The sequence below is a fragment of the Thioclava sp. ISO4 genome (genome assembly GCF_058105145.1).
Genome location: NZ_CM176571.1, coordinates 1,868,645 through 1,888,454 on the forward strand (window position 1 = coordinate 1,868,645; position 19,810 = coordinate 1,888,454).

Genomic DNA, 19,810 nt, shown 5'->3' on the forward strand with positions numbered 1-19,810 from the left:
ACCCCTCTCGACGCTCTCCCCGGCACCCGCGTGATCTGCCCGCAGACGGGCGATCAATGGGTCGCGGGAGGGCAGGCCACGGCGCATGTCTTGCTTGCGTGCAGCGTCTTTGACGCACGCAATCAAGCCAAGCCCCGAGGCCGCGTATCGGGGTTCGTTGGTGAGGTTTCGCGCGTCGTTTTTCTTATCAACGACACGAGGCACTCATGCTCCACGACCGATACCTTCGCCTGCTCCCGGGTGGACGGCTCAAACCCGGCGATATCTTCCTGATGCGCTTCCCTTATGGCTCCGACCGCAAACGTGATGGCGAGTTCGACATCCCGCCTGGCACGCGTCCTTGCTTGCTCCTCTCACGCGGGCTTATCGGTGATGCTCCCATGAACATCGTCGCGCCCGGTGTCAGCCCGGAGGGCCGGCTGCTGTGCGAAGATGATATCGTCATCGCCGATGCCGACCAGGCGGCTGCCTGTGGGCTCTATCGTCCCACGATGTTTCGCGCATCGCATCGGCTCTTCATCGCGACCGGGTCCGACTTGTTCGAGCGCAATGCTCGTATCGGGCGCATCGGACCCGCGCAGCGCGAACAATTCGAGGCGGTCGAGAAGCTGCTCGCAACTGCACGGCGCGAAGTCCGGTCGCGGCTGAGGCCGCGTGTCGCGATCTACCGCCCGAAACCTCTCATCCAACCTTAAAGCGCGCCTCCGATCGGGGCTGCAGCGTCCGTCCGCCTTCTCACCGAGGCGGACGGATCTTGCAGCCCTGCTTCGTCTCCTGACCCCCTCAATTTCTTCGAAAGATCACACATGACCCACGATAAACACCCCACCGAACTCACCGCCGAAGAGCTTCGCAAAGAGCGCAATGTGCTCGCAAACGTCGTTCACGGAGCGACCGCGAAGCCGTCCCCGAAAGATCTCGAGAACGCGCCGCTTCTCGAAGACTGGATGCTTTTCACTGGCTTCGAAGACATCTCGCTCTTTGGCCGCCTGACGGAAGCCAACGGTCGAACCCGAAAGCTGATCACGCGAGCTCTCATCGCGCTCGATGACGATCTCGAGTGGGTCTATCTCGAAGACGGATACATGCGCCTCGGACCGCGTTTCTCCGTCGAAGAGTCCCCGCCGCATCTCGCGATGCGAGCCGTCGCGACAGATCTGAGAGGGATCCGCACGCAGCTCGAGGGGCAAGCATATTGGGCGCAGAAGGCGCTCGATGCGCTCGGCGAGATGCGCTGCGATGCGTGATCGCGAATTTGCGAGAAATGATCCTGACGGGATCGGCTGAACCGCAACCGCTGCGGCCCCTCGATGAGGGCCGCAGCGCCCGCAGTTCAGCTTTGAAAGGATGTCAGATGTTTCAACAACCGAACCTGATTGACGATGTGAACAAGCTGGCAAGCGTGGCAATCGACGCTCTCGAAGCGCTTCCGGCTGACGCTCTTCGGGGCTCAGAGTTGGATCGCGATTTTTGCGAGCGACTTGTGATCAACGGCGAGGTGATCGGCGAGGACTTCCGGGAGGCGGGCGCGGAGATCCTGCGTCACCTCGCGCGGATTGAACCCGAAGAACGATTTGCACGCGAACTCGACAGCGCGATGCGTCGACTGCGGGACACAATCAATGCCTCCTATAGCATGGCCGTTGCTTTCGGTGCGGAGCACGCGAGCAGCATCCAGCGAGCCGCATGATGAAGATATGACGCCGAACGGCGTCGAAGAGATGGCGGTGGTAATCCGCCTGGGCGCGCCAACAAATCCTTTCCGCATATGCTCCAAACTCAACCGGAACCGGCGCGCCCAAAGTTTCTTGAACCCAAGCTGTCCTGCGCTCAGGACATGCAGCGTTGCGGTGCTTGAGCTGTAATAGGCTCTTTATCGACGAATTTAACTCGCGCGGCCCTGTTGACCGAGACGTCGATGTCTGCCTTGAGCTGATATTGACTATGATCCTGATCACTGCGGTGCAGGTGACCTGCCGTTGGCTACCAAGCGCAGCAATTTCAGTTAGGTGAAGTTCGGATTCTACCCGATTTGCACGGCCGCAACGGATTGATTGTGAAAGATATAACGCCGGTGTTAGCGATGAGTGATCGCGGCTTTCTCACGGAGGGCGAGGCGCGTCTGGTTCTTGCCGCGGCAGAGCAGATCCGCAGAATCATCGCAGGCGGGATTTTCGTGCGTCGGCTGTGACTGGGAGCGTCCGGCAGATGGCGGAGTGCCCCTGCATGTTCGCTCACCAACAAGTCTGACTTAGACAAAAATTGGCGAATGGCTCGAACCCTAACTCGCATCGACGAGATGTTTGGAGGTCCGCAGATGCCGATCGACCATTTCTGTCGCTGATGTCGAAGCGAGCGAGATTATCCGCGGTCCCCAGACGCAGCTGCAATACGGGACTTCAATCTTTATCTCGTTGCCGACCATTCGCAACGACAATTGTTTCTGGGGGTACGCTTCGTGTCATCGATCGTGCCCCGCGCGTGATCACCCAGGAAGCCGAGAAGCTGTTCGAAGCTCTTGCCCGGCTGATCTCGCAACGCTCACTGTTCCGGATCAGGATCTTTTGCCCCAAATGATCAGATGAGCGGCAAACTTTTCGAGATAGGCAATCGTATCGCACGTTGAGTTTGAGAGGTCTCGGTCGACATGTGGTGAGGCGGAATACCTGATTTCGCGGTGACGAGCTGTCATTCCACCTCCGAAACTGATCCATGTGAGCGCGCCAAGCGAAGAATTCCGCATATATTGTTGGCAAGGCGCTTGGTTCCGCCTCCTTTGGGTCGCGACGGGTTTCATTGTCCTTACACAGCCCAAAACAGGACAGCGCATTGCGCGCCATACCTCGGATCTTCTGGCTGGAGACCTATCATGTCACTCATCAACCTGGCCATCACGCTGGTCGTCGTCGGCATCGCCCTCTGGGCAGTGAACACTTACATCCCGATGGATCAAAAGATAAAGACGATCCTGAACGGGTTTGTCGTGATCGTCGTCGTGCTTTGGCTGTCTAGCAGCTTCGGCCTGCTGGAAGGGCTCGGAGCAATGAGAACCTATGACTGAGGGCACACATGGCTGACGCGGTGCCGTCCTCGGTGCTGGCCCTCTCAGGGTCGGTGACGCTTGACACGCTTGATGAGGTGCGTGCCCTACTTTGCGGCGCCGAAACCGTGTCCCATGTCGATCTCTCGGCGGTTACGGCTCTCGACACTGCCGGGGCCTGGTTGCTGCTCGGTCATCAAGGGATGCGCATCGAGGCAGCAGCCCCCGCGCAGGACCTTCTGTTGCGCAGGGTTGAGGCCGCAATGCCGCCCCCGCGCAAGTCTGAACAGCGAGAGGCGCGGCTCCAGCCAGGCGACGTGCTGGCGGACGTCGGCGCGAGGGTCGCCGGTTTCATTTTAACGAGCGCGCAAGGCATCGGCTTCACCGGGTTGATCGTAGCCCGGCTGGCGATGACGCTGGTGCGTCCGCGCCGGCTGCGGCTGACCGCGCTTGTCCATCACATGCAGGACGTCGGGCTGAACGCCGTGCCGATCGTGGCGCTGATGGGGTTTCTCATCGGCGTCGTGCTGGCGTTCCAGGGAGCCACGCAGCTACGCCAGTTCGGGGCGGAGGTTTTTGTCGTGGACCTCATCGCGGTGTCGATCCTGCGAGAGCTTGGTATCCTTCTGACCGCGATCATCGTCGCGGGGCGTTCAGCCTCGGCCTTTACTGCCGCAATCGGGTCGATGAAAATGCGCGAGGAGATCGACGCCATGCGTGTGCTGGGCCTTGATCCGATCGAATTGCTGGTGCTGCCTCGCCTTCTGGCGCTGGTGATCCTGCTGCCGGTCCTGGGCTTCGTCGCCAATCTCGCCGGACTGGTTGGTGGTGGGCTCATGGCCTGGTTCGAGCTTGGTATCTCGCCCAGCCAATTCCGGACACAACTCCTGGCGAATGTCGGCGCAAGCCAGGCGATGGTGGGCCTATCCAAGGCCCCGGTCTTTGCGGTGATCATCGCACTGGTCGGCTGCCAGCAGGGTTTCCTGGTCAAGGGCGATGCAGAGTCTCTGGGCATGCGGACCTCGCGTTCCGTGGTCATCGCGGTCTTCCTGGTGATCGTGGTGGATGCGCTCTTTTCAGTCTTTTTCGGTCTCTCGGGGGTGTGATGGAAGGCGAGGCCGTCATCACGATCCGCGGGCTGACCAACCGGTTCGGCACCACCGTCGTCCACGAGAACCTGTCGCTCGACGTGATGCAGGGTGAAGTGCTGGGGGTCGTCGGCGCCTCGGGCAGTGGCAAATCGGTGCTTCTGCGCAGTATTGTGGGGCTACAGACGCCAAGTGCTGGTCAGATCAACTTGCTTGGCACGGATGTGCTTGGAGCGGACCCGGCCGACCGGGCGAGGGTAAGCACGCGCACCGGCGTGATGTTTCAAGACGGTGCGCTATTCTCGGCGCTTACCGTGCGCGAGAATGTCGAGGCGCCGATGCGCGAGCGGTTGGCGATCGACCCCGACACCCGCGCGGCATTGGCCGATCTTAGAATCGCGATGGTTGGCCTGCCGCCAGAGGCGGGCGACCTCTATCCGGCCGAGTTGTCGGGCGGGATGCGAAAGCGTGCGGGTTTGGCACGTGCCCTGTCGTAAGGCTCCGGGGAGGACCGTCTTTCGGACTTGAGGCAGGCGGCGTAGGTCCGGAGCTATGTCCGACCATAGATACAGACCCGAAATTGAGATCCTTTCTGTCACCGATACCGGGCGCCGTCGGCGTTGGACGGATGAAGAGAAGGTGCGCATCGTTGAAGAAAGCTTTGGCGGTAGAGGGCGTGTCGCCGAGACAGCCCGACGTCATGATATTGGCCGCACCCTGCTGGTGCGCTGGCGTCGCCAATACCGCGAAGGCAGGCTGACGAGCGGCGATGCACGACCGCAGTTCACACCGTTGGCCATCGCCGCTCCTGAGGGAGCTGAGGATCAAGGCGGACCGTTTGCACCGGTTCCGACGCCAGAGACAGCCGAGGTCCTGATGGCAGATATTACCCTCGCGAATGGCCGTCGCCTGTCTGTGGCGGCCACGATTGACCCGATGGTGCTGGCGCGCCTCGTGCAAGCCCTGGATCCGTCATGATCGCGTTCCCGGCGGGGGTGCGCGTCTGGATCGCGGGCGGAGTGACTGACATGCGGCGCGGTATGAACACCTTGGCGTTGACGGTGCAGCAGGGTCTGGGGCGCGATCCGCATGCCGGCGAGATCTTCTGCTTTCGCGGGCGCAAGGGCGACCTGGTCAAGCTTCTCTGGCACGACGGGGTGGGCATGTCGCTCTATACCAAGCGGCTGGAGGCGGGGAAGTTCATCTGGCCGACCAGTGGAAGCGGCGAGGCGGTGCAGATCTCCGCGGCCCAGCTCGGTTATCTTCTGGAGGGGATCGACTGGCGCAATCCACGCTGGACCCAACGCCCTGCAAAGGCGGGATAAATTGGCCTCATCGACCCTATTTGCATGGGCTTTCCGATGCCGGCATGGTAGGTCTTGGCCATGTCGAACAACGCTTCCGAGATTGCCAGATTGCGCGCCGCGCTCGCGGCCTCCGAGGCCCGTGCCGAGGCCGCCGAGAGCGAGCTAGCGCAGACCCGGGCGGTGGTCTCGACCTCCGAGGCGATGATCAAGCATCTCCGGCTCGAGATCGCCAAGCTCCGACGCGAGCAATACGGCCACAGCTCGGAACGCCGCGCCCGACTGATCGACCAGATGGAATTGCAGCTCGAGGAACTCGAAGCCGCGGCCACCGAAGACGAGATTGCCGCCGAGAAGCTGGCGAAGACCACGATCGTCGCGGGGCTCAAACGTCGCCGCCCGGCGCGCAAGCCTTTCCCGGAGCATCTGCCGCGCGAGCGCGTGGTGATCGCGGCGCCCACGGCCTGTTCCTGCTGCGGCTCGGATCGCATCGTGAAGATGGGGGAAGACGTCACCGAGACGTTGGAGGTGATCCCGCGGCAGTGGAAGGTGATCCAGACCGTCCGCGAGAAGTTCACCTGCCGGACCTGCGAGAAGATCAGCCAACCGCCGGCGCCCTTCCACGCCACGCCGCGCGGATGGGCTGGCCCGAACCTGCTGGCGACGATCCTCTTTGAGAAGTTCGGACAGCATCAGCCGCTCAATCGCCAGGCCGAACGCTATGCCCGGGAAGGCGTCGATCTCAGCCTGTCGACGCTCGCCGACCAGGTTGGCGCCTGCGCCGCCGCGCTGGAGCCGATCCATGCGTTGATCGGTGCCCATGTTCTGGATGGCGACCGCTTGCATGGCGACGATACGACAGTGCCGCTGTTGGCGAAGGGCGGGACAAAAACCGCCCGGCTCTGGACCTATGTCAGGGATGACCGACCCTTCGGCGGCGGGGCTCCACCTGCCGCGCTGTTCCAGTTCTCCCGCGACCGAGGAATGACCAACCCGAACCGGCATCTCGCCGGATGGCAGGGTATCCTGCAAGCCGATGCCTATGGGGGCTACAACGACCTCTACCGCGCCGACCGTGACCCGGGGCCGGTCGAGTCTGCGCTATGCTGGAGCCACGCCCGGCGCAAGTTCTTCGAGCTCGCCGATATCAAGGGGAACGCCCGGAAGGGCAAGCCGGCCCATGACATCTCCCCCGTCGCGCTGGAGGCCGTGGCCCGTATCGACGCGATCTTCGGCATCGAGCGCGGAATCAACGGGCTGACGGCTGCAAAACGGCAGGCGGCCAGGCACCAGCTGTCCCGGCCTCTGGTCGAGGAGCTTCATGACTGGCTGCGTGCCGAGCGCGACCGGCTGTCGAAGCACAACCCGGTCGCCAAGGCGATCGACTACATGTTCAAGGCGGAGCGCTGGCCAGCCTTTACCGGGTTCCTCGAGGACGGCAGGATCTGCCTGACGAACAATGCCGCGGAGCGGGCGCTGCGCGGCATCGCCCTTGGCCGCAAGTCCTGGCTCTTCGCCGGCTCCGAGCGCGGCGGGGACCGCGCCGCCTTCATGTATTCCCTGATCGTCACCGCCAAGATGAACGATGTCGACCCTCAGGCCTGGCTCGCCGATGTCCTCGTCCGGTTGCCTGGCACGACCGCCTCCCGGGTGCCGGATCTATTGCCCTGGAACTGGGCCCGGGCTGAGCAAAGGATAGCCGCATGACCCTGATCGCCCGCCTCCGGATCATCCTGAACGACGTCGACCCGCAGCCGATGCGCCATATCGAGGTGCCGCTGAAGATCAGGCTCGACCGGCTGCATGCGGTCATACAGGCTGCCATGGGCTGGACAGATACCCACCTCTACGAGTTCCGCGCCGGTGATGCCGGTTGGGGCGTGCCCGACCCGGACGGGTTCTACGACGGCCCCATGGACGCGAAGAAGACGACGTTGGAAAAGGTGCTCGAGGACACCGGTGCCAGGACGATCCAGTATATCTATGACTTCGGCGATGACTGGGACCACAGCATCCGTATCGAGCGGGTCTACGAGGCCATCCCCGGCATGATCTACCCACGGCTTCTCAAGGCGACCGGTGCCTGTCCACCCGAGGACGTCGGCGGTGCCTGGGGCTACGAGGAGTTCCTCGAAGCCCTCGCCGATCCCGATCACGAGCAACACGAGGACATGCTCCACTGGTCCGGTGGGGACTTCGACGCCGAAGATGCCGGGATCGACAGCATCCTTGAACGCTTCAACCGGCTTGCCAAGAAATGGGCCCCGCGGGCCCGCAAACCCAAAGCCCCCAAGGGCACGACCTGAGAATTGCTCCCATGTGCGGTCCACGCCGGATGGTTACGCCCTGTCTCTAGATCCGAAGATTCTGTTTCTGGACGAGCCAACGGCGGGCCTCGATCCGATCGGCGCCTCCGCCTTCGATGGGCTCCTGAATTCGTTGAGTGAAGCCTTGGGCCTAACGGTGTTTCTGGTGACCCACGACCTCGACACCTTGCAGGCCACCTGCGACCGGATCGCGGTGCTGGCGCAGCGACGGGTGCTGGTGACTGGCACTCTCGCTGAGATGCGGGACTTCGACGATTCTTGGGTCCATTCCTATTTTCACGGGTCGCGCGCCCATGTGCCGTTAGGGTTGGAGGAAGACTGATGGAAACTCGTGCGCGCTTCATTCTGATCGGTCTGTTCACCATCTTTGGATTTCTTTCTGCGCTCGGGTTCATGCTGTGGCTGGCCAAGGTCGATCTCGACCGGACCTATGCGCAATACGACGTCCTCTTCGGCACCGTCACGGGACTGAACCAGACAGCTACCGTGCGCTACAATGGCGTCGATGTCGGAAGGGTTTTGACCATTGCTCTCGATCGCGACGATCCCGCGCTGGTGAGGGTGCGCATCGAGATCCTCGCGAACACGCCGGTGCGCACCGACACCATCGCTACTCTTGCCTCCCAAGGGGTTACAGGGGTCGCCTTCGTTGCGCTGGAAGGCGGCAGCGCCACGGCGGCGCGCTTGGCGGTGGAGCCTCCGGCAGAGGTCCCGGTGATCCGGTCGGAGAAATCGGTCGTGCAGGACCTGATGACCAGCGGCCCCGAGCTGCTGGCCGAGGCGACCGCGCTTATTTCTCAGATTCGGAGTTTTGCCACGCCCGAGAACCGCGATGCGATCGCGGGAATCCTCGCCAACCTGCAGAACGCCACCGGGCGGGTAGATGCGCTCGCCACCCGAGCCGAGACAACGCTCCTCCAACTCGATACGGCGCTGGACGCAGTCGAGACGATCCTTGCTTCCGGTGATGACCTGCTGGAGCGTGACATACCCGCGCTGGTCGCGGGCCTGCAATTAGCTGTCGACAGTACGGCGGGGGCCATGGATGGCCTGCGAGGCGCGACCCGAAATGACCTGCCGCGCCTTTCGATGCAGATCAGCGGCCTGATCGCGGACGCACGTGCGGTGATCGCGCGGTTTGACGCTCTCGCTCGCCAGATCGGCAGCGATCCGGGGCGTTTTCTTCTCGGCAACAAGACACCGGACTACAGGAGAGCCCAATGACCCTTTCGCGTCGCAACCTTCTATCGCTTTCTGCCATGGCTGGCCTCGCGGGATGCAGCGCCGTGTCTGCGGTCTCGAGGGCGAGCGAACCGCTTGACACCTATACGCTCTCGCCGCTCGCTCCGACACAGACGCGGCCCGGAGGCTCGCACCACTTGGTCGTCGAGATGCCGACGGTCGGTGGCGAGCTCGCCACCGACCGTGTCCTGATCAAGGTGTCTCCACTTCAGGCCGAGTATCTGCCCGATGCTCGTTGGTCCGAGCCAACTCCGGCCATGGTGCAGACGCTTCTCGTTAACTCGTTTCTCAATCGAGGCGGGTTCCGGCTGGTCAGCAGGGTGGGGGCAGGGCTTATGCCTGATTTCACGCTGATGTGCGAGATACAGGCGTTCCAAGCCGAACTGATCGGCCCCGACCCGACCTCGGCCCAGGTCCATCTCGCCTTGCAGATGACCCTAATCGGCGAAGCTGACCGCCAGATTATTGGAACGCGATGCTTCGACACCACGAGGTCTGTAGCGTCGGACACTACGGTCGTCCTGATCGCAGGTATCGATGCGGTCATGCAATCGGTGCTCGGCAATGCCGTCGGTTGGGTGCAGGCTTCGGTTTGATATGGCATCTTCGATACAGCAGGTTGGGCGTCAACGCGCCAGCCACGTCTTCGATGATGGGTCGATGTGGATCGTGTCTAGAAGGTCGCAGGATTTTTTTTGGCGGAGAGCTCGCGGCAGGTGAAATTGGCTCCGTTCAGGCACTCTAACGCGTTGGTGGTCCTTGCCGATTTTCATTGCGAAGCGTCAAGGCGGGTGAAGTTGAAGAGTTGGTCTCCGGTCTCCTCGAGAATGTGACCGACAGCGCAGCACTTGAGCTTCCAGTTTCGCGAGAAGACCTTGCGGCCGCGATTGGCTTGTTCTGTGTCAATTATCGCGACGAAAATCTTTGGTAAAATGCAAAAAAGGAGAGGTGATATGCAGTTTCAAATGAACACAGGTTCCGACATTCATGGCGATCGACATTTGGTTGATGACGCCGAGAAGATTGTCACTGCCGCGCTAGGACACTTGGCTCATCGTCTGTCCCGGCTTGAGGTGCACTTGGCCGATGTAAATGGTGCAAAAGGCGGGGCCGACGACATTCGTTGCACCATTGAGGCGCGCCCCGAGGGGATGAAGCCGCTGGCCGTCACCCATAGCGATGCGAATGCCAAAGCTGCCATGCACGGTGCAGCGAAAAAGCTCCGGACCCTTTTGGATAGCGAATTCGGAAAGCTAGCACGCCGCTGACCCGCCACGGGATTTTTCGGTCACCATCGATTAGGCCAGACCCAACTTGCACTGCCTTCGCTTTTGGACCGCGTTACAGCGCGGACTTTTTCGGAACGGTGAGAACAGAACCGGACGTCGCGGCTCGCCGCAGCGAGTGTACCGGATCTTCCCCAACTGAGCGCGAGTCCGCTCCTGAGGCGAACGCTAGGGCGGGCTCGTTCGCCATGAACTTGAGCTTCATGCCAACCTTTTCCCATCGCGAGTTTCAGTTTCTTCGTGATCGCGTTTCCGCGCTCTGACAGATGAACCCAGCTTCCTTAGTAGGACACCGACACTAAGGAGCTTTTCATGCCATCCGCCCATATCACCGCCGCCAACGATACACTTGGTGAATCGACGACAGTGCCACCAGCCTGCAGCGCAATCGCACGGTTGCTGGCGCGCGCTGTTGTCCGGGATCTCGCGAATACGATCCCCGCCAACAGCCCTACCGCGCCTCGAAAGGACGAAGCACAATGACGAAACGTGTCGCGATCTATGCTCGCTACAGCTCAGGTCTCCAGAAGCAGACTTCGATCGACGATCAGATCGCGATGGCGGAGCGTTTCGCGGCCGAGCACGGATGGGTGGTGACACATCGTTTCACGGATTATGAGAAATCGGGCCGCAACACGCGCCGCGAGGGACTTCAGGCGCTGTGTGCTGCTGTCAACGCGCGGCAGGTCGATGCGATCGTCATCGAAGCCGTGGATCGTCTGACACGCAAGATCGCCGACGCGCTCAATCACTACGAGCTGTTCCAGTTCCAGCAGGCCGAGCTCTATTCGGTTGCCGAGGGTCAGCAAGACTTCTTCAAAGTTCTGATCAATGCGCTCGGCGCGCAGCTTTACGCGCAGATGATCGGCGAACACACGCGCCGTGGCATGGTGCAGGGGCTCACCCGGAAACGGCTTCACACGAGCGCATACGGCTACCGCAAGCGTGACGGTGACGAAGGGCTAAACCGCGAGATCGATCCCGAGGAAGCAGAGATCGTGCGCCGCATCTTTCGTGAGTTTGCCGACGGGCATTCGACGCAGGCGATCGTAAAGCGGCTGAACCAAGACGGTATTCCGGCGCCGCGCGGTGGCACCTGGGACATCAGCACAATCCGTGGCAACCCGGCACGGTTCGAAGGCATGCTGCGCAATCGTCTTTACATCGGCATTGCAAGCGTCGCGAAGACGTCACGCCGCTATCATCCCGAAACCGGCAGCAAAGAAGTCTACGAAACCCCGAGCGCGGCCGCGGAGATCGAGATTCCGGCCCTCCGGATCATCGATCAAGAACTGTGGGAGCGAGTGGAGGGGCAGCTTGCGATCCAAGCCTCGAAGACCCGAAGCAAAGGCAACCCCGTCGGGGCCCGGCGCAGCAAGCACCTGTTGAGCGGTTTGTTGGTCTGCGGCTGCTGCGGCGCGACCTATGTGAAAGTCGGCCGAACCCATTTCGGCTGCCGCGAAGCCCGCAAGGGGGCGTGCAAAAACAAGACGACCATCCACCGCGACCGGATTGAGACGCGTGTCTTCGCGAAGCTTCGGGGCACCTTTCTGACGCCGGAACTGGCCGCGAGCTTCGACGCCGCGCTTAAGGCTGAGTACAAGGCGCTGGCGAGCGCCCAGGGCGCAGATACCGCAACGCGGCTCGAGCGTCGTCTTAAGAAAGCGCGTACGAGCCGCCAGCGGATCTTCGATGCCATCGAGCAAGGCGCGCCCTACAGTGCTTACAAGACGCGCGCGGAAGAGCTCGAACGTGAGATCTCCGATCTTGAAGCCGAGCTGGATCAGCATCAAAAGACCCGCGCAGTTCTGCCGCAACTTCCGACCGACAGTGCCGCGCTCTTTGCGCGCGCCGTGCAGGAACTCGAGACACTGCTCGCCGACCCAGAGCTCGTTCACCAGGCCAACGAACATTTGCGAGAACTCATAAGGCTGGTCGAGTTGAGACCCGACCCTGATGCACCCGATGCGCTTGCCGCCGAGATCGTTTCTGATCTCGGCGCTTTGCTTTCTGCGGGGGGCGTTACGCCGAGCATCGTCGATATTTTCAGTGCCAAGCGGCAACTATCGGTCAGGCACGGGGCGCTGCCCCCATCTCCTCCGGAGATTCCCCGGGATATTTTGGCCAAGGCGAAGGGCGAAGGGTTAAAACGGCACGTCGTCGGCATCGGCAGCGGGCACGACAAAGCTCGACAGCAGACGTTTTTCGCCCGCCTTGTCGAACTCCACGACGAGCTTGTCGCCTTCCGAGCCCATCACCTCGCCATAGCCGAACTTCTTATGGAAGACGCGGTCGCCGATCTCGTAATCGCTCTCGCCCTTGGCGTCGATCACCATATGGCGCGCCTCGCGCGGTTGGCTGGTCCCGCGCGTTTGCGCGTTTTGCAGCCGCCGCCAGCCGGGAGAATTGTAGACATCGGCGCGCGAGACGCGGTCTTCCATCGCGCTGGCCCCGCCGAAGCCGCCCCCGTTCATACCGCCGCCATAGAGGCCCGGGGGCGTCAGAACGTCGATATGCGCGGGCGGCAATTCGTCGATGAAGCGCGAGGGCATCTGGCTTTGCCATTGGCCGTAGACACGGCGGTTGCCTGCGAAGGAGATCGTGCACAGCTCCTCGGCGCGGGTAATGCCGACATAGGCCAGACGCCGCTCTTCTTCGAGCCCCTTCAACCCGCTTTCATCCATCGAGCGCTGCGAGGGAAACAGCCCATCCTCCCAACCCGGCAGGAAGACCACGGGGAATTCCAAGCCCTTGGCCGCGTGCAGCGTCATGATCGAGACCTTCTCCTCGGTCTCGGCCTTGTCGTTGTCCATGATCAGCGCGACGTGTTCGAGGAAGCCCTGCAGATTGTCGAACTGCTCCAACGCCTTGACGAGTTCCTTGAGGTTCTCGAGCCGTCCCGGCGCTTCCGGCGTCTTGTCGTTCTGCCACATCTCGACATAGCCGGATTCCTCGAGGATCCGTTCGGCCAGACGCACATGGCTGAGGTCATTCGCGGGCGCCACACCATCCTCGGCGGGCTCGATCAGCAGGTCGTCATCTTCGGCCCGGGTCACGGCGGTGGCGGGCGAGGCCTGCACGACCTCCTCATGCCAGCGCGCGACATTCTCCACGAACAGCCGCAGCTGCCCGCCCGCCTTGCCCGAGAGCGCGCCTTCGGCCACCAGGAGCCGCGCGCCGTCCAGCAGGCTCAGCCCGTTTTCGCGGGCGGCCACCTGAATGCGCTGCTGCGCCTTGTCGCCAAGGCCGCGCTTGGGGGTGTTGATGATCCGCTCGAAAGCCAGATCGTCATCGGGCGAGGTCACGAGGCGGAAATAGGCCATCGCGTCGCGGATCTCGAGCCGCTCGTAGAAGCGCGGGCCGCCGATGACGCGATAAGGCAGACCGATGGTCAGGAACCGGTCCTCGAAGGCGCGCATCTGATGCGAGGCGCGCACGAGAATGGCCTGCGAATTCAGGCTGATCGGCGGGTTTCCTCGAGTGCCGCGCTGGATCGCCTCGACCTCCTCGCCGATCCAGCGGGCTTCTTCCTCGCCGTCCCAATGGCCGATCAGGCGCACCTTCTCGCCGCCCTCAGCCTCGGTCCAGAGCTCCTTGCCCAGACGGCCCTCATTGGCCGTGATCAGCCCCGACGCGGCAGAGAGGATATGCGCCGTCGAGCGGTAATTCTGCTCCAGCCGGATCACCGCGGCGCCGGGGAAATCCTTCTCGAATTTCAGGATGTTGCCCACTTCGGCACCGCGCCAGCCATAGATCGACTGGTCGTCATCGCCCACGCAGCAGATATTCTTGTGGCCCTGCGCCAGAAGCCGCAGCCACAGATATTGCGCGACGTTGGTATCCTGATACTCGTCGACGAGGATGTATTTGAACCAGCGCTGATATTGCGCAAGCACATCCCCGTGTGTCTGGAAGATCGTGACCATGTGCAGCAGCAGATCGCCGAAATCGACCGCGTTGAGCGTCTTCAGCCGCGCCTGATAGGCGGCGTACAGTTCGGAACCACGGTTGTCGAAAGCGGCCGTCTCGCGCCCCGAGACCTTCTCGGGCGTCAGCGCCTTGTTCTTCCAGCCGTCGATCAGCCCCGCCAATTGCCGCGCGGGCCAACGCTTCTCGTCCATATTCGCGGCCACGATCAGCTGTTTGAGCAGCCGGATCTGGTCGTCCGTGTCGAGAATGGTGAAATTCGACTTCAGCCCCACCAGCTCGGCATGACGGCGCAACAGCTTCACGCAGACCGAGTGGAAGGTGCCGAGCCACGGCATCCCCTCGATCGCACCGCCCAGATGGCGACCCACACGCTCTTTCATCTCGCGCGCAGCCTTGTTGGTGAAGGTCACCGCCAGCACCTCGTTCGGGCGCGCGCGGCCGGTGTGGATCAGGTGCGCGATCCGCGCGGTCAGCGCCGAGGTCTTGCCCGTGCCCGCGCCTGCCAGCATCAAGACCGGCCCGTCGAGCGTCTCGACGGCCTGGCGCTGCTGGGGATTCAGTTTCTCGAGATACGGCGCGCTCCGCGCTTGCATGGCGCCCGCCATGGCACGTTGCGACAGGCTCGCAGCCCCTTCATACGGATCGTCGTCATCAGCCCAATTCATGGGAGGCAATCTAGCGGTTCGGCCCTCAGAGGGAAAGGGGCATGTTCAGCATATGTTCGCCTGACGTGAGCTTCCGCGCCTCTCTTCGCTCTTGTGAAAATATCCCGGGGGGCCCGGAGGGCGGGGGCAGCGCCCCCTCACCCCCTGCGACGCGCGTCAACGCGCGCCGCGACAGCGCCCGTCAGCCGCTCTCAGCCCTGATGGATCAGCGTGGCGAACAGCTTCGGATCGACGCTGGCCGATGCGAATGTCTCGCCCTCGGTCAGCAGGGCCACGGCGTCATGGCTGTGCAGGCTTTCCTGATGGCTGGCCACGATGCGGAAATCGCCGATACGGGCATCCGCGAGAAGGCGTTCGGCGAAGGCGCGCACGGCATCCTCGACGAAGATCGGGTTGGCGGCGTTCAATTCGGCGAAGGCCTGTTCGTCCTCGCGCTTGACCATGACCTGAGTCTCGGTGGGCACGGCGGCGCGGGCGAGATCGATCATATCCTCGAACCACAGCACCTCGCCGGGCTCGACCACGGCCGAGATCCGCGCGACGGAGCGCTGCGAATGGGGCGTGGCCAGCTGGCCACGGCTGGCGCGGGCGTGCTCCGACAGTTCCAGCGAGCACGGGCAGGTCGAGGAATAGACGTAATCGAGATGGATTACCTTGGTGCGCACCCCGGCCGTCTCGATCAGTTCCAGCGCGATATCGTAATATTGCCAGCCTTCCAGCCCGGAGCGCAGCGAGGGCCGCTTCACCGGGAAAGAGACCCGCATCATCAGACGGGCGTCGAAGCTCTCGAGATCATCCATGTAATCGTCGAGCGCGGCTTCCATCACCTCGAAGGAGAAGGTCTTCTCGGCGTGGACGTAGAAGCTGCGCATCACGCGGGACATGTTGATGCCCTTCTTCTCCGCTTCGAGGCTGACCGTCCCGGTGACCGAGGCCTCCAGCGTCAGATCGCCGTTGTCGCGGGTATGAAACCGCACCGGCAGGCGGAAATTCGAGATACCGACATGTTCGATCCGGGTATGGGCGCCCACGATCAGCGAGGACGGGCCGTTCTGCAGGTCGGGCATCGTCGCCTTGTAGGTCTCGTCCGCCTCGAAATCCGCGTCATAGTCGCGGCTCAGATCGGGATAGTTCGAGACCTCGTGGCCCGGCAGCAGCCGCGCGATCGCCGGATCGAGCTGTGCGACCTCGACCGGGTCGGCCTTTGCCGCCCATGCGCGCAGCACGTCGAGCGCGGCGCGGGCGTCTTCATTGTCGGGGGTCTCGATCCTGCCTTGCACGTTCATATCCTGTCCTCCGGTGCGCCCGGTCCCGCCAGATATGGGGTTTTTGAGGGCGATGTCCAAGACAATACGCCGGTTCGCGGCAATCGGTTCACCCCGTTCAGGCCGCGTCGAGCGCCCCCTTGATGTCGGCGATCAGGTCGCCCCCGTCCTCGATCCCCATCGAGATGCGGATCAGACCGGGGGTAATCGCGATCGCCTCCCGCTCCTCTTCCGACAGATTCTTGTGGGTCGTCGTCGCCGGATGGGTCGCGATGGATTTCGCATCGCCGAGGTTGTTCGAGATCGACACGATCTGCAGCGCGTTGAGGAAGCGGAACGCCGCCTCCTTGCCGCCTTTCAGATCGAGCGCCAGCATCGTGCCGCCCGAGCCCATCTGCTCCATCGCCAATGCATGCTGGGGATGATCCATCAGCCCGGGATAGACGGTACGGGCGAGTTTCTCATGGCCCGCAACGGCGCTGGCCACGGCAGCCGCATTCGCCGCCTGTGCGCGCACCCGCAGGTCGAGCGTCTGCAACCCGCTCAGCAGAACCCAGGCGTGGAACGGGCTCATCGCGCCGCCGGTGTGCTTCACATAGGTCTCCAGCGGGCCGCGGATATATTCCTTCGAGCCGAGCACGACACCGCCAAGCACGCGCCCGCCGCCATCGATATGCTTGGTCGCGGAATAGACGATCACATCTGCGCCAAGTTCCACCGCGCGCGAGAAAATCGGCGAGGCGAAGACGTTGTCGACCACCACCGTCGCGCCGCCCTCATGGGCGATTTTCACGATGCCCGCGACATCCATCACTTCGAGGCCGGGATTCGAGACGCTCTCGAAGAAGCAAACCTTCGTCTCGGGGCGCATCGCGGCGCGCCACGCGTCGAGATCGGTGCCGTCGACCAGCGTCACATCCACGCCGAAGCCCTGCAGCACTTTCAGCACATGCAGGCAGGAGCCGAACATCTGGCGCGCGGCCACGATGTGATCGCCCGCCTTCACGAGGCAGGTCAACGCGCCGTTGATCGCGGCCATGCCGGAGGCGCAGGCGAAAGCGTCTTCGGTCCCTTCGATCGAGGCCATCCGGTCTTCGAACATGCGCGTGGTGGGGTTGCCGTAGCGCGCATAGATGAACTCGTCATCGGAGGCGTTGAGGAACCGTGCCTCGGCGGCTTCGGCCGAGGGATAGGCAAAGCCCTGCGTCAGGAACATCGCCTCGGCCAGCTCGCCATATTGGCTGCGGCGAATGCCGTCATGGACGAGTTTGGTGCGGGTCTTGCGCTCGGTCATCGGGGCCTCCTGCGGCGGTCTGTCGCGGCTTTGGGCTGCGATAGCGCGCAGGCGGCGTAGGGTCAACGCATAGCGGTGATGTCCCATTCGCACGAAACGAAAGCGTGCCACCGGCGCTGCTCACGTGAGGACGTGGGAACTTTCCGACGAAAAGCCGCGTTCGGATTAAAACATCAACCCGCGCCTGCGCCCCTCCTCCGAGGCCTCAATGCCGCTTCTCAAAGTCCATGCCAGCTCCGAGCTGCCCGCCGATGTCATCGCTCAGGCCCGCGCCCTGCCCGACGGCGCTCCGGTCGTGGTGATGATCCACAGCTATGGCTATGCGGCGGGCGTCGAGGGGCGCGATCCCTATCAGCATATCTTCGCGATGGAGCCGAGCTTCAATCTGCACACCGCGATCAGCTGGCCGCGCGCGCTCGGCTTCGACGGCAGCAATCCGGGCGAAGGGCTGGGCATCGCATTCAGCTGGCAATCCGCGGGACGTCTCACCCGGATCTACGACATGGCTGAGATCGCCGCCCAGCGCCTTGCACGGTTGATCGGCGCGCTTCATGCCGCGACCGGGCGTCCGGTGGGGATCATCGGCCATTCGATGGGCGCGCGGGTCGCGCTGCGCGCCCTACGCCATGCCCATGCCGGTCAAGTCGCGCGGATGGTGCTTCTGGCCGCCGCCGAATTCCAGAGCCGCGCCGAAGAGGCGATGGCGAGCCCGGCGGGCCGCAGCTGCGAGGTGCTCAACGTCACCAGCCGCGACAATGACCTGTTCGATTTCCTGTTCGAGTGGGGCGTCGCGGGCGGGCGCGAGCGGTCTTTGGGAAATGGCCTGTCGCAGCCCATGCGCAACTGGCTCGATCTGCAGATCGACGCGCCCGAGGTGATCGGGGTTCTCGAAGATCTCGGATATCCCGTCGCCCCGCCCGCGAAACGCGTCTGCCATTTCGCCTGCTACATGCGCGAGGGGCTGTTCGACCTCTATCGCCAAGTGCTGCGCCAGCCCGACCGGCTGCCGCTTCCCTTCCTCGCGGAAGCACTCCCCAAGGCGCAAGACCCCCGCTGGTCGCGCCTGTTTGCGCGTCCGCGCACATCGGGTTTCGCATTGCCCTCGTTCCAGCGAGCAGCAAAGTAGAACGGAACCCGCCGCCTAACCTGACGGAGACCCCATGATCGACCTCTACTTTTGGCCCACGCCGAACGGCTGGAAAATTTCCATCGCGCTCGAAGAGATGGGCCTGCCCTACGAGACCCACCTGGTGAATATCGGCAAGGGCGAGCAATTCGCGCCCGAGTTCCTGAAAATATCGCCCAACAACCGGATGCCCGCGATCATCGACCGCGACGGCCCGGATGGCGAACCCGTCTCGATCTTCGAGAGCGGCGCGATCCTGCAATATCTCGCGCGCAAGACCGGCCAGTTCTACGGCAAAACCGAGCGCGACCGGATCGCGGTCGACGAATGGCTGTTCTGGCAGGTCGGCGGGCTCGGCCCGATGGCCGGTCAGGCGCACCACTTCCTGAAATACGCACCCAAGCTCGAGCTGCCGCAGGACCTGCCCTATGCGAAGGATCGCTACCGCGCCGAAACGGGGCGGCTCTATGGTGTGATGGACCGCCGTCTGGCCGAGACCCGCTACCTCGCGGGCGATTTCTACTCGATCGCAGATATGGCGTCCTGGGGCTGGGCTTCGCTTTGGGAAGGTCAGGAGCAGACACTCGACGACAAGCCGAACCTGAAGCGCTGGCTCGACGAAGTCGGCGAACGCCCCGCCGTCAAAGCGGGACGGGCGCTGTCTGCCGAGGAGCGCAGCGACAATTCGAGCCGCGAAGCGCAGAAGAACCTCTTCAAGCGCTGATCGCCAGACCCCAGACATGAAAAGGGCGCCTCACCGGGCGCCCTTTTGCTTTGGTCGATCGGGACCGGATCAGTTGATCGTCAGGTCCAGCGTGATCTCGCAGTTCAGAAGCTTCGAGATCGGGCAGCCTTCCTTGGCGCCCTCGGCGGCCTTGCGGATGGCATCTTGGTCACCGGTGCCCTTCACGGTGGCGGTCAGCGCCGATTTCTTCACCGCGAAGCCGTCGCTTTCCTTGTCGAGCGAGATTTCCGCCTTGGTGTCGATCGTCACGTCCGAGATGCCCGCTTCTTCGAGCTGCAGCGACAGCGCCATCGAGAAACAGGACGCGTGGGCCGCGCCGATCAGCTCTTCCGGGTTCGATCCGGGCGCGTCCTCGAACCGGGTGTTGAAACCGTAGGGTTGCGCGTCAAGCGCGCCGCTCTCGGTCGAAATCGTGCCTTTGCCGCCCTTGATGGTGCCTTCCCAATGGGCCGATGCGTGCTTGCGGATCATGAATCCCTCCTATGCGTTGCCTTCGCG

At 63.0% G+C, this 19,810-nt stretch carries 18 protein-coding genes and 3 pseudogenes; 17 read left to right on the forward strand and 4 right to left on the reverse strand.

Going from position 1 to position 19,810, the window contains the following annotated elements; translation table 11 throughout:
- Positions 1-206 precede the first annotated feature (206 nt).
- From AC2TZ7_RS09235 to AC2TZ7_RS09305, 15 genes and pseudogenes are all read left to right on the forward strand, one after another.
- On the forward strand, positions 207-695 hold the full coding sequence (locus AC2TZ7_RS09235) for a hypothetical protein (RefSeq protein WP_489866688.1): 489 nt from the start codon (positions 207-209) through the stop codon (positions 693-695).
- Positions 696-806: 111 nt separating this feature from the next.
- The gene (locus tag AC2TZ7_RS09240; RefSeq protein WP_489866689.1) at positions 807-1,247 is read left to right on the forward strand and encodes a hypothetical protein; all 441 of its coding nucleotides are present in this window, start codon (positions 807-809) and stop codon (positions 1,245-1,247) included.
- A 107-nt stretch (positions 1,248-1,354) separates the two neighbouring features.
- The gene (locus AC2TZ7_RS09245; RefSeq protein ID WP_489866690.1) at positions 1,355-1,690 is read left to right on the forward strand and encodes a hypothetical protein; all 336 of its coding nucleotides are present in this window, start codon (positions 1,355-1,357) and stop codon (positions 1,688-1,690) included.
- A gap of 1,179 nt (positions 1,691-2,869) precedes the next feature.
- Positions 2,870-3,061, forward strand: a complete 192-nt coding sequence (locus tag AC2TZ7_RS09250) for a Thivi_2564 family membrane protein (protein WP_489864686.1) — start codon at positions 2,870-2,872, stop codon at positions 3,059-3,061.
- A gap of 8 nt (positions 3,062-3,069) precedes the next feature.
- Positions 3,070-4,146: an MlaE family ABC transporter permease gene (locus AC2TZ7_RS09255; RefSeq protein WP_489864687.1), complete on the forward strand. Its 1,077-nt coding sequence runs from the start codon at positions 3,070-3,072 to the stop codon at positions 4,144-4,146.
- Positions 4,146-4,622 (forward strand): annotated as a pseudogene (locus tag AC2TZ7_RS09260) (ABC transporter ATP-binding protein); the annotation flags it as partial. The gene AC2TZ7_RS09255 and the pseudogene AC2TZ7_RS09260, both read left to right, overlap by 1 nt.
- 58 nt (positions 4,623-4,680) lie before the next feature.
- Positions 4,681-5,106 (forward strand): IS66-like element accessory protein TnpA, encoded by a 426-nt coding sequence (tnpA, locus tag AC2TZ7_RS09265; protein ID WP_489864689.1) that lies wholly within the window; start codon positions 4,681-4,683, stop codon positions 5,104-5,106.
- Positions 5,103-5,453 (forward strand): IS66 family insertion sequence element accessory protein TnpB, encoded by a 351-nt coding sequence (tnpB, locus tag AC2TZ7_RS09270; protein ID WP_009803441.1) that lies wholly within the window; start codon positions 5,103-5,105, stop codon positions 5,451-5,453. The genes tnpA and tnpB overlap by 4 nt, the downstream gene beginning before the upstream one ends.
- A 60-nt stretch (positions 5,454-5,513) precedes the next feature.
- The gene (gene tnpC / locus AC2TZ7_RS09275; protein WP_489864353.1) at positions 5,514-7,139 is read left to right on the forward strand and encodes an IS66 family transposase; all 1,626 of its coding nucleotides are present in this window, start codon (positions 5,514-5,516) and stop codon (positions 7,137-7,139) included.
- The gene (locus tag AC2TZ7_RS09280; RefSeq protein ID WP_098410084.1) at positions 7,136-7,738 is read left to right on the forward strand and encodes a plasmid pRiA4b ORF-3 family protein; all 603 of its coding nucleotides are present in this window, start codon (positions 7,136-7,138) and stop codon (positions 7,736-7,738) included. Before tnpC ends, AC2TZ7_RS09280 begins: the two co-directional genes overlap by 4 nt.
- A gap of 37 nt (positions 7,739-7,775) precedes the next feature.
- Positions 7,776-8,081: pseudogene (locus tag AC2TZ7_RS09285) on the forward strand (ATP-binding cassette domain-containing protein); the annotation flags it as partial.
- On the forward strand, positions 8,081-8,983 hold the full coding sequence (locus AC2TZ7_RS09290) for an MlaD family protein (protein WP_489864690.1): 903 nt from the start codon (positions 8,081-8,083) through the stop codon (positions 8,981-8,983). The pseudogene AC2TZ7_RS09285 and the gene AC2TZ7_RS09290, both read left to right, overlap by 1 nt.
- Positions 8,980-9,597 (forward strand): ABC-type transport auxiliary lipoprotein family protein, encoded by a 618-nt coding sequence (locus AC2TZ7_RS09295; protein WP_489864691.1) that lies wholly within the window; start codon positions 8,980-8,982, stop codon positions 9,595-9,597. The genes AC2TZ7_RS09290 and AC2TZ7_RS09295 overlap by 4 nt, the downstream gene beginning before the upstream one ends.
- 357 nt (positions 9,598-9,954) lie before the next feature.
- The gene (locus tag AC2TZ7_RS09300; protein ID WP_078601416.1) at positions 9,955-10,269 is read left to right on the forward strand and encodes a ribosomal subunit interface protein; all 315 of its coding nucleotides are present in this window, start codon (positions 9,955-9,957) and stop codon (positions 10,267-10,269) included.
- Positions 10,270-10,766: 497 nt separating this feature from the next.
- Positions 10,767-11,768 (forward strand): annotated as a pseudogene (locus AC2TZ7_RS09305) (recombinase family protein); the annotation flags it as partial.
- 663 nt (positions 11,769-12,431) lie between these two features.
- On the opposite strand, the gene AC2TZ7_RS09310 reads toward AC2TZ7_RS09305, so the two are convergent.
- The 3 genes from AC2TZ7_RS09310 to AC2TZ7_RS09320 form a co-directional block, all read right to left on the reverse strand.
- Positions 12,432-14,882 (reverse strand): ATP-dependent helicase, encoded by a 2,451-nt coding sequence (locus tag AC2TZ7_RS09310; protein ID WP_489866691.1) that lies wholly within the window; start codon positions 14,880-14,882, stop codon positions 12,432-12,434.
- 191 nt (positions 14,883-15,073) lie between these two features.
- The gene (gene folE2, locus AC2TZ7_RS09315) at positions 15,074-16,168 is read right to left on the reverse strand and encodes a GTP cyclohydrolase FolE2 (protein WP_489866692.1); all 1,095 of its coding nucleotides are present in this window, start codon (positions 16,166-16,168) and stop codon (positions 15,074-15,076) included.
- Positions 16,169-16,265: 97 nt separating this feature from the next.
- On the reverse strand, positions 16,266-17,441 hold the full coding sequence (locus AC2TZ7_RS09320) for an aminotransferase class I/II-fold pyridoxal phosphate-dependent enzyme (RefSeq protein WP_078546520.1): 1,176 nt from the start codon (positions 17,439-17,441) through the stop codon (positions 16,266-16,268).
- 208 nt (positions 17,442-17,649) lie between these two features.
- Between AC2TZ7_RS09320 and AC2TZ7_RS09325 the strand changes: the two genes are divergently transcribed.
- Positions 17,650-18,567 carry an alpha/beta fold hydrolase gene (locus tag AC2TZ7_RS09325; protein ID WP_489866693.1) on the forward strand — a complete coding sequence of 306 codons (918 nt, stop codon included), beginning with the start codon at positions 17,650-17,652 and terminating at the stop codon, positions 18,565-18,567.
- Between the two features lie 34 nt (positions 18,568-18,601).
- Positions 18,602-19,291: a glutathione S-transferase N-terminal domain-containing protein gene (locus tag AC2TZ7_RS09330; RefSeq protein ID WP_489866694.1), complete on the forward strand. Its 690-nt coding sequence runs from the start codon at positions 18,602-18,604 to the stop codon at positions 19,289-19,291.
- A 69-nt stretch (positions 19,292-19,360) separates the two neighbouring features.
- Here the strand turns inward: AC2TZ7_RS09330 and AC2TZ7_RS09335 are convergent, their stop codons facing one another.
- Entirely contained in the window at positions 19,361-19,783 is a 423-nt protein-coding gene (locus AC2TZ7_RS09335; protein WP_489866695.1) for an OsmC family protein, read from the reverse strand.
- Between the last annotated feature and the right edge of the window lie 27 nt (positions 19,784-19,810).

Excerpts from the sequence above, each read along its gene's own strand:
- AC2TZ7_RS09235 (WP_489866688.1), top strand. The coding sequence starts at position 207 with ATGCTCCACGACCGATACCTTCGCCTGCTCCCGGGTGGACGGCTCAAA.
- AC2TZ7_RS09240 (WP_489866689.1), top strand. The coding sequence starts at position 807 with ATGACCCACGATAAACACCCCACCGAACTCACCGCCGAAGAGCTTCGC.
- AC2TZ7_RS09245 (WP_489866690.1), top strand. The coding sequence starts at position 1,355 with ATGTTTCAACAACCGAACCTGATTGACGATGTGAACAAGCTGGCAAGC.
- AC2TZ7_RS09250 (WP_489864686.1), top strand. The coding sequence starts at position 2,870 with ATGTCACTCATCAACCTGGCCATCACGCTGGTCGTCGTCGGCATCGCC.
- AC2TZ7_RS09255 (WP_489864687.1), top strand. The coding sequence starts at position 3,070 with ATGGCTGACGCGGTGCCGTCCTCGGTGCTGGCCCTCTCAGGGTCGGTG.
- tnpA (WP_489864689.1), top strand. The coding sequence starts at position 4,681 with ATGTCCGACCATAGATACAGACCCGAAATTGAGATCCTTTCTGTCACC.
- tnpB (WP_009803441.1), top strand. The coding sequence starts at position 5,103 with ATGATCGCGTTCCCGGCGGGGGTGCGCGTCTGGATCGCGGGCGGAGTG.
- tnpC (WP_489864353.1), top strand. The coding sequence starts at position 5,514 with ATGTCGAACAACGCTTCCGAGATTGCCAGATTGCGCGCCGCGCTCGCG.
- AC2TZ7_RS09280 (WP_098410084.1), top strand. The coding sequence starts at position 7,136 with ATGACCCTGATCGCCCGCCTCCGGATCATCCTGAACGACGTCGACCCG.
- AC2TZ7_RS09290 (WP_489864690.1), top strand. The coding sequence starts at position 8,081 with ATGGAAACTCGTGCGCGCTTCATTCTGATCGGTCTGTTCACCATCTTT.
- AC2TZ7_RS09295 (WP_489864691.1), top strand. The coding sequence starts at position 8,980 with ATGACCCTTTCGCGTCGCAACCTTCTATCGCTTTCTGCCATGGCTGGC.
- AC2TZ7_RS09300 (WP_078601416.1), top strand. The coding sequence starts at position 9,955 with ATGCAGTTTCAAATGAACACAGGTTCCGACATTCATGGCGATCGACAT.
- AC2TZ7_RS09310 (WP_489866691.1), bottom strand. The coding sequence starts at position 14,882 with ATGAATTGGGCTGATGACGACGATCCGTATGAAGGGGCTGCGAGCCTG.
- folE2 (WP_489866692.1), bottom strand. The coding sequence starts at position 16,168 with ATGAACGTGCAAGGCAGGATCGAGACCCCCGACAATGAAGACGCCCGC.
- AC2TZ7_RS09320 (WP_078546520.1), bottom strand. The coding sequence starts at position 17,441 with ATGACCGAGCGCAAGACCCGCACCAAACTCGTCCATGACGGCATTCGC.
- AC2TZ7_RS09325 (WP_489866693.1), top strand. The coding sequence starts at position 17,650 with ATGCCGCTTCTCAAAGTCCATGCCAGCTCCGAGCTGCCCGCCGATGTC.
- AC2TZ7_RS09330 (WP_489866694.1), top strand. The coding sequence starts at position 18,602 with ATGATCGACCTCTACTTTTGGCCCACGCCGAACGGCTGGAAAATTTCC.
- AC2TZ7_RS09335 (WP_489866695.1), bottom strand. The coding sequence starts at position 19,783 with ATGATCCGCAAGCACGCATCGGCCCATTGGGAAGGCACCATCAAGGGC.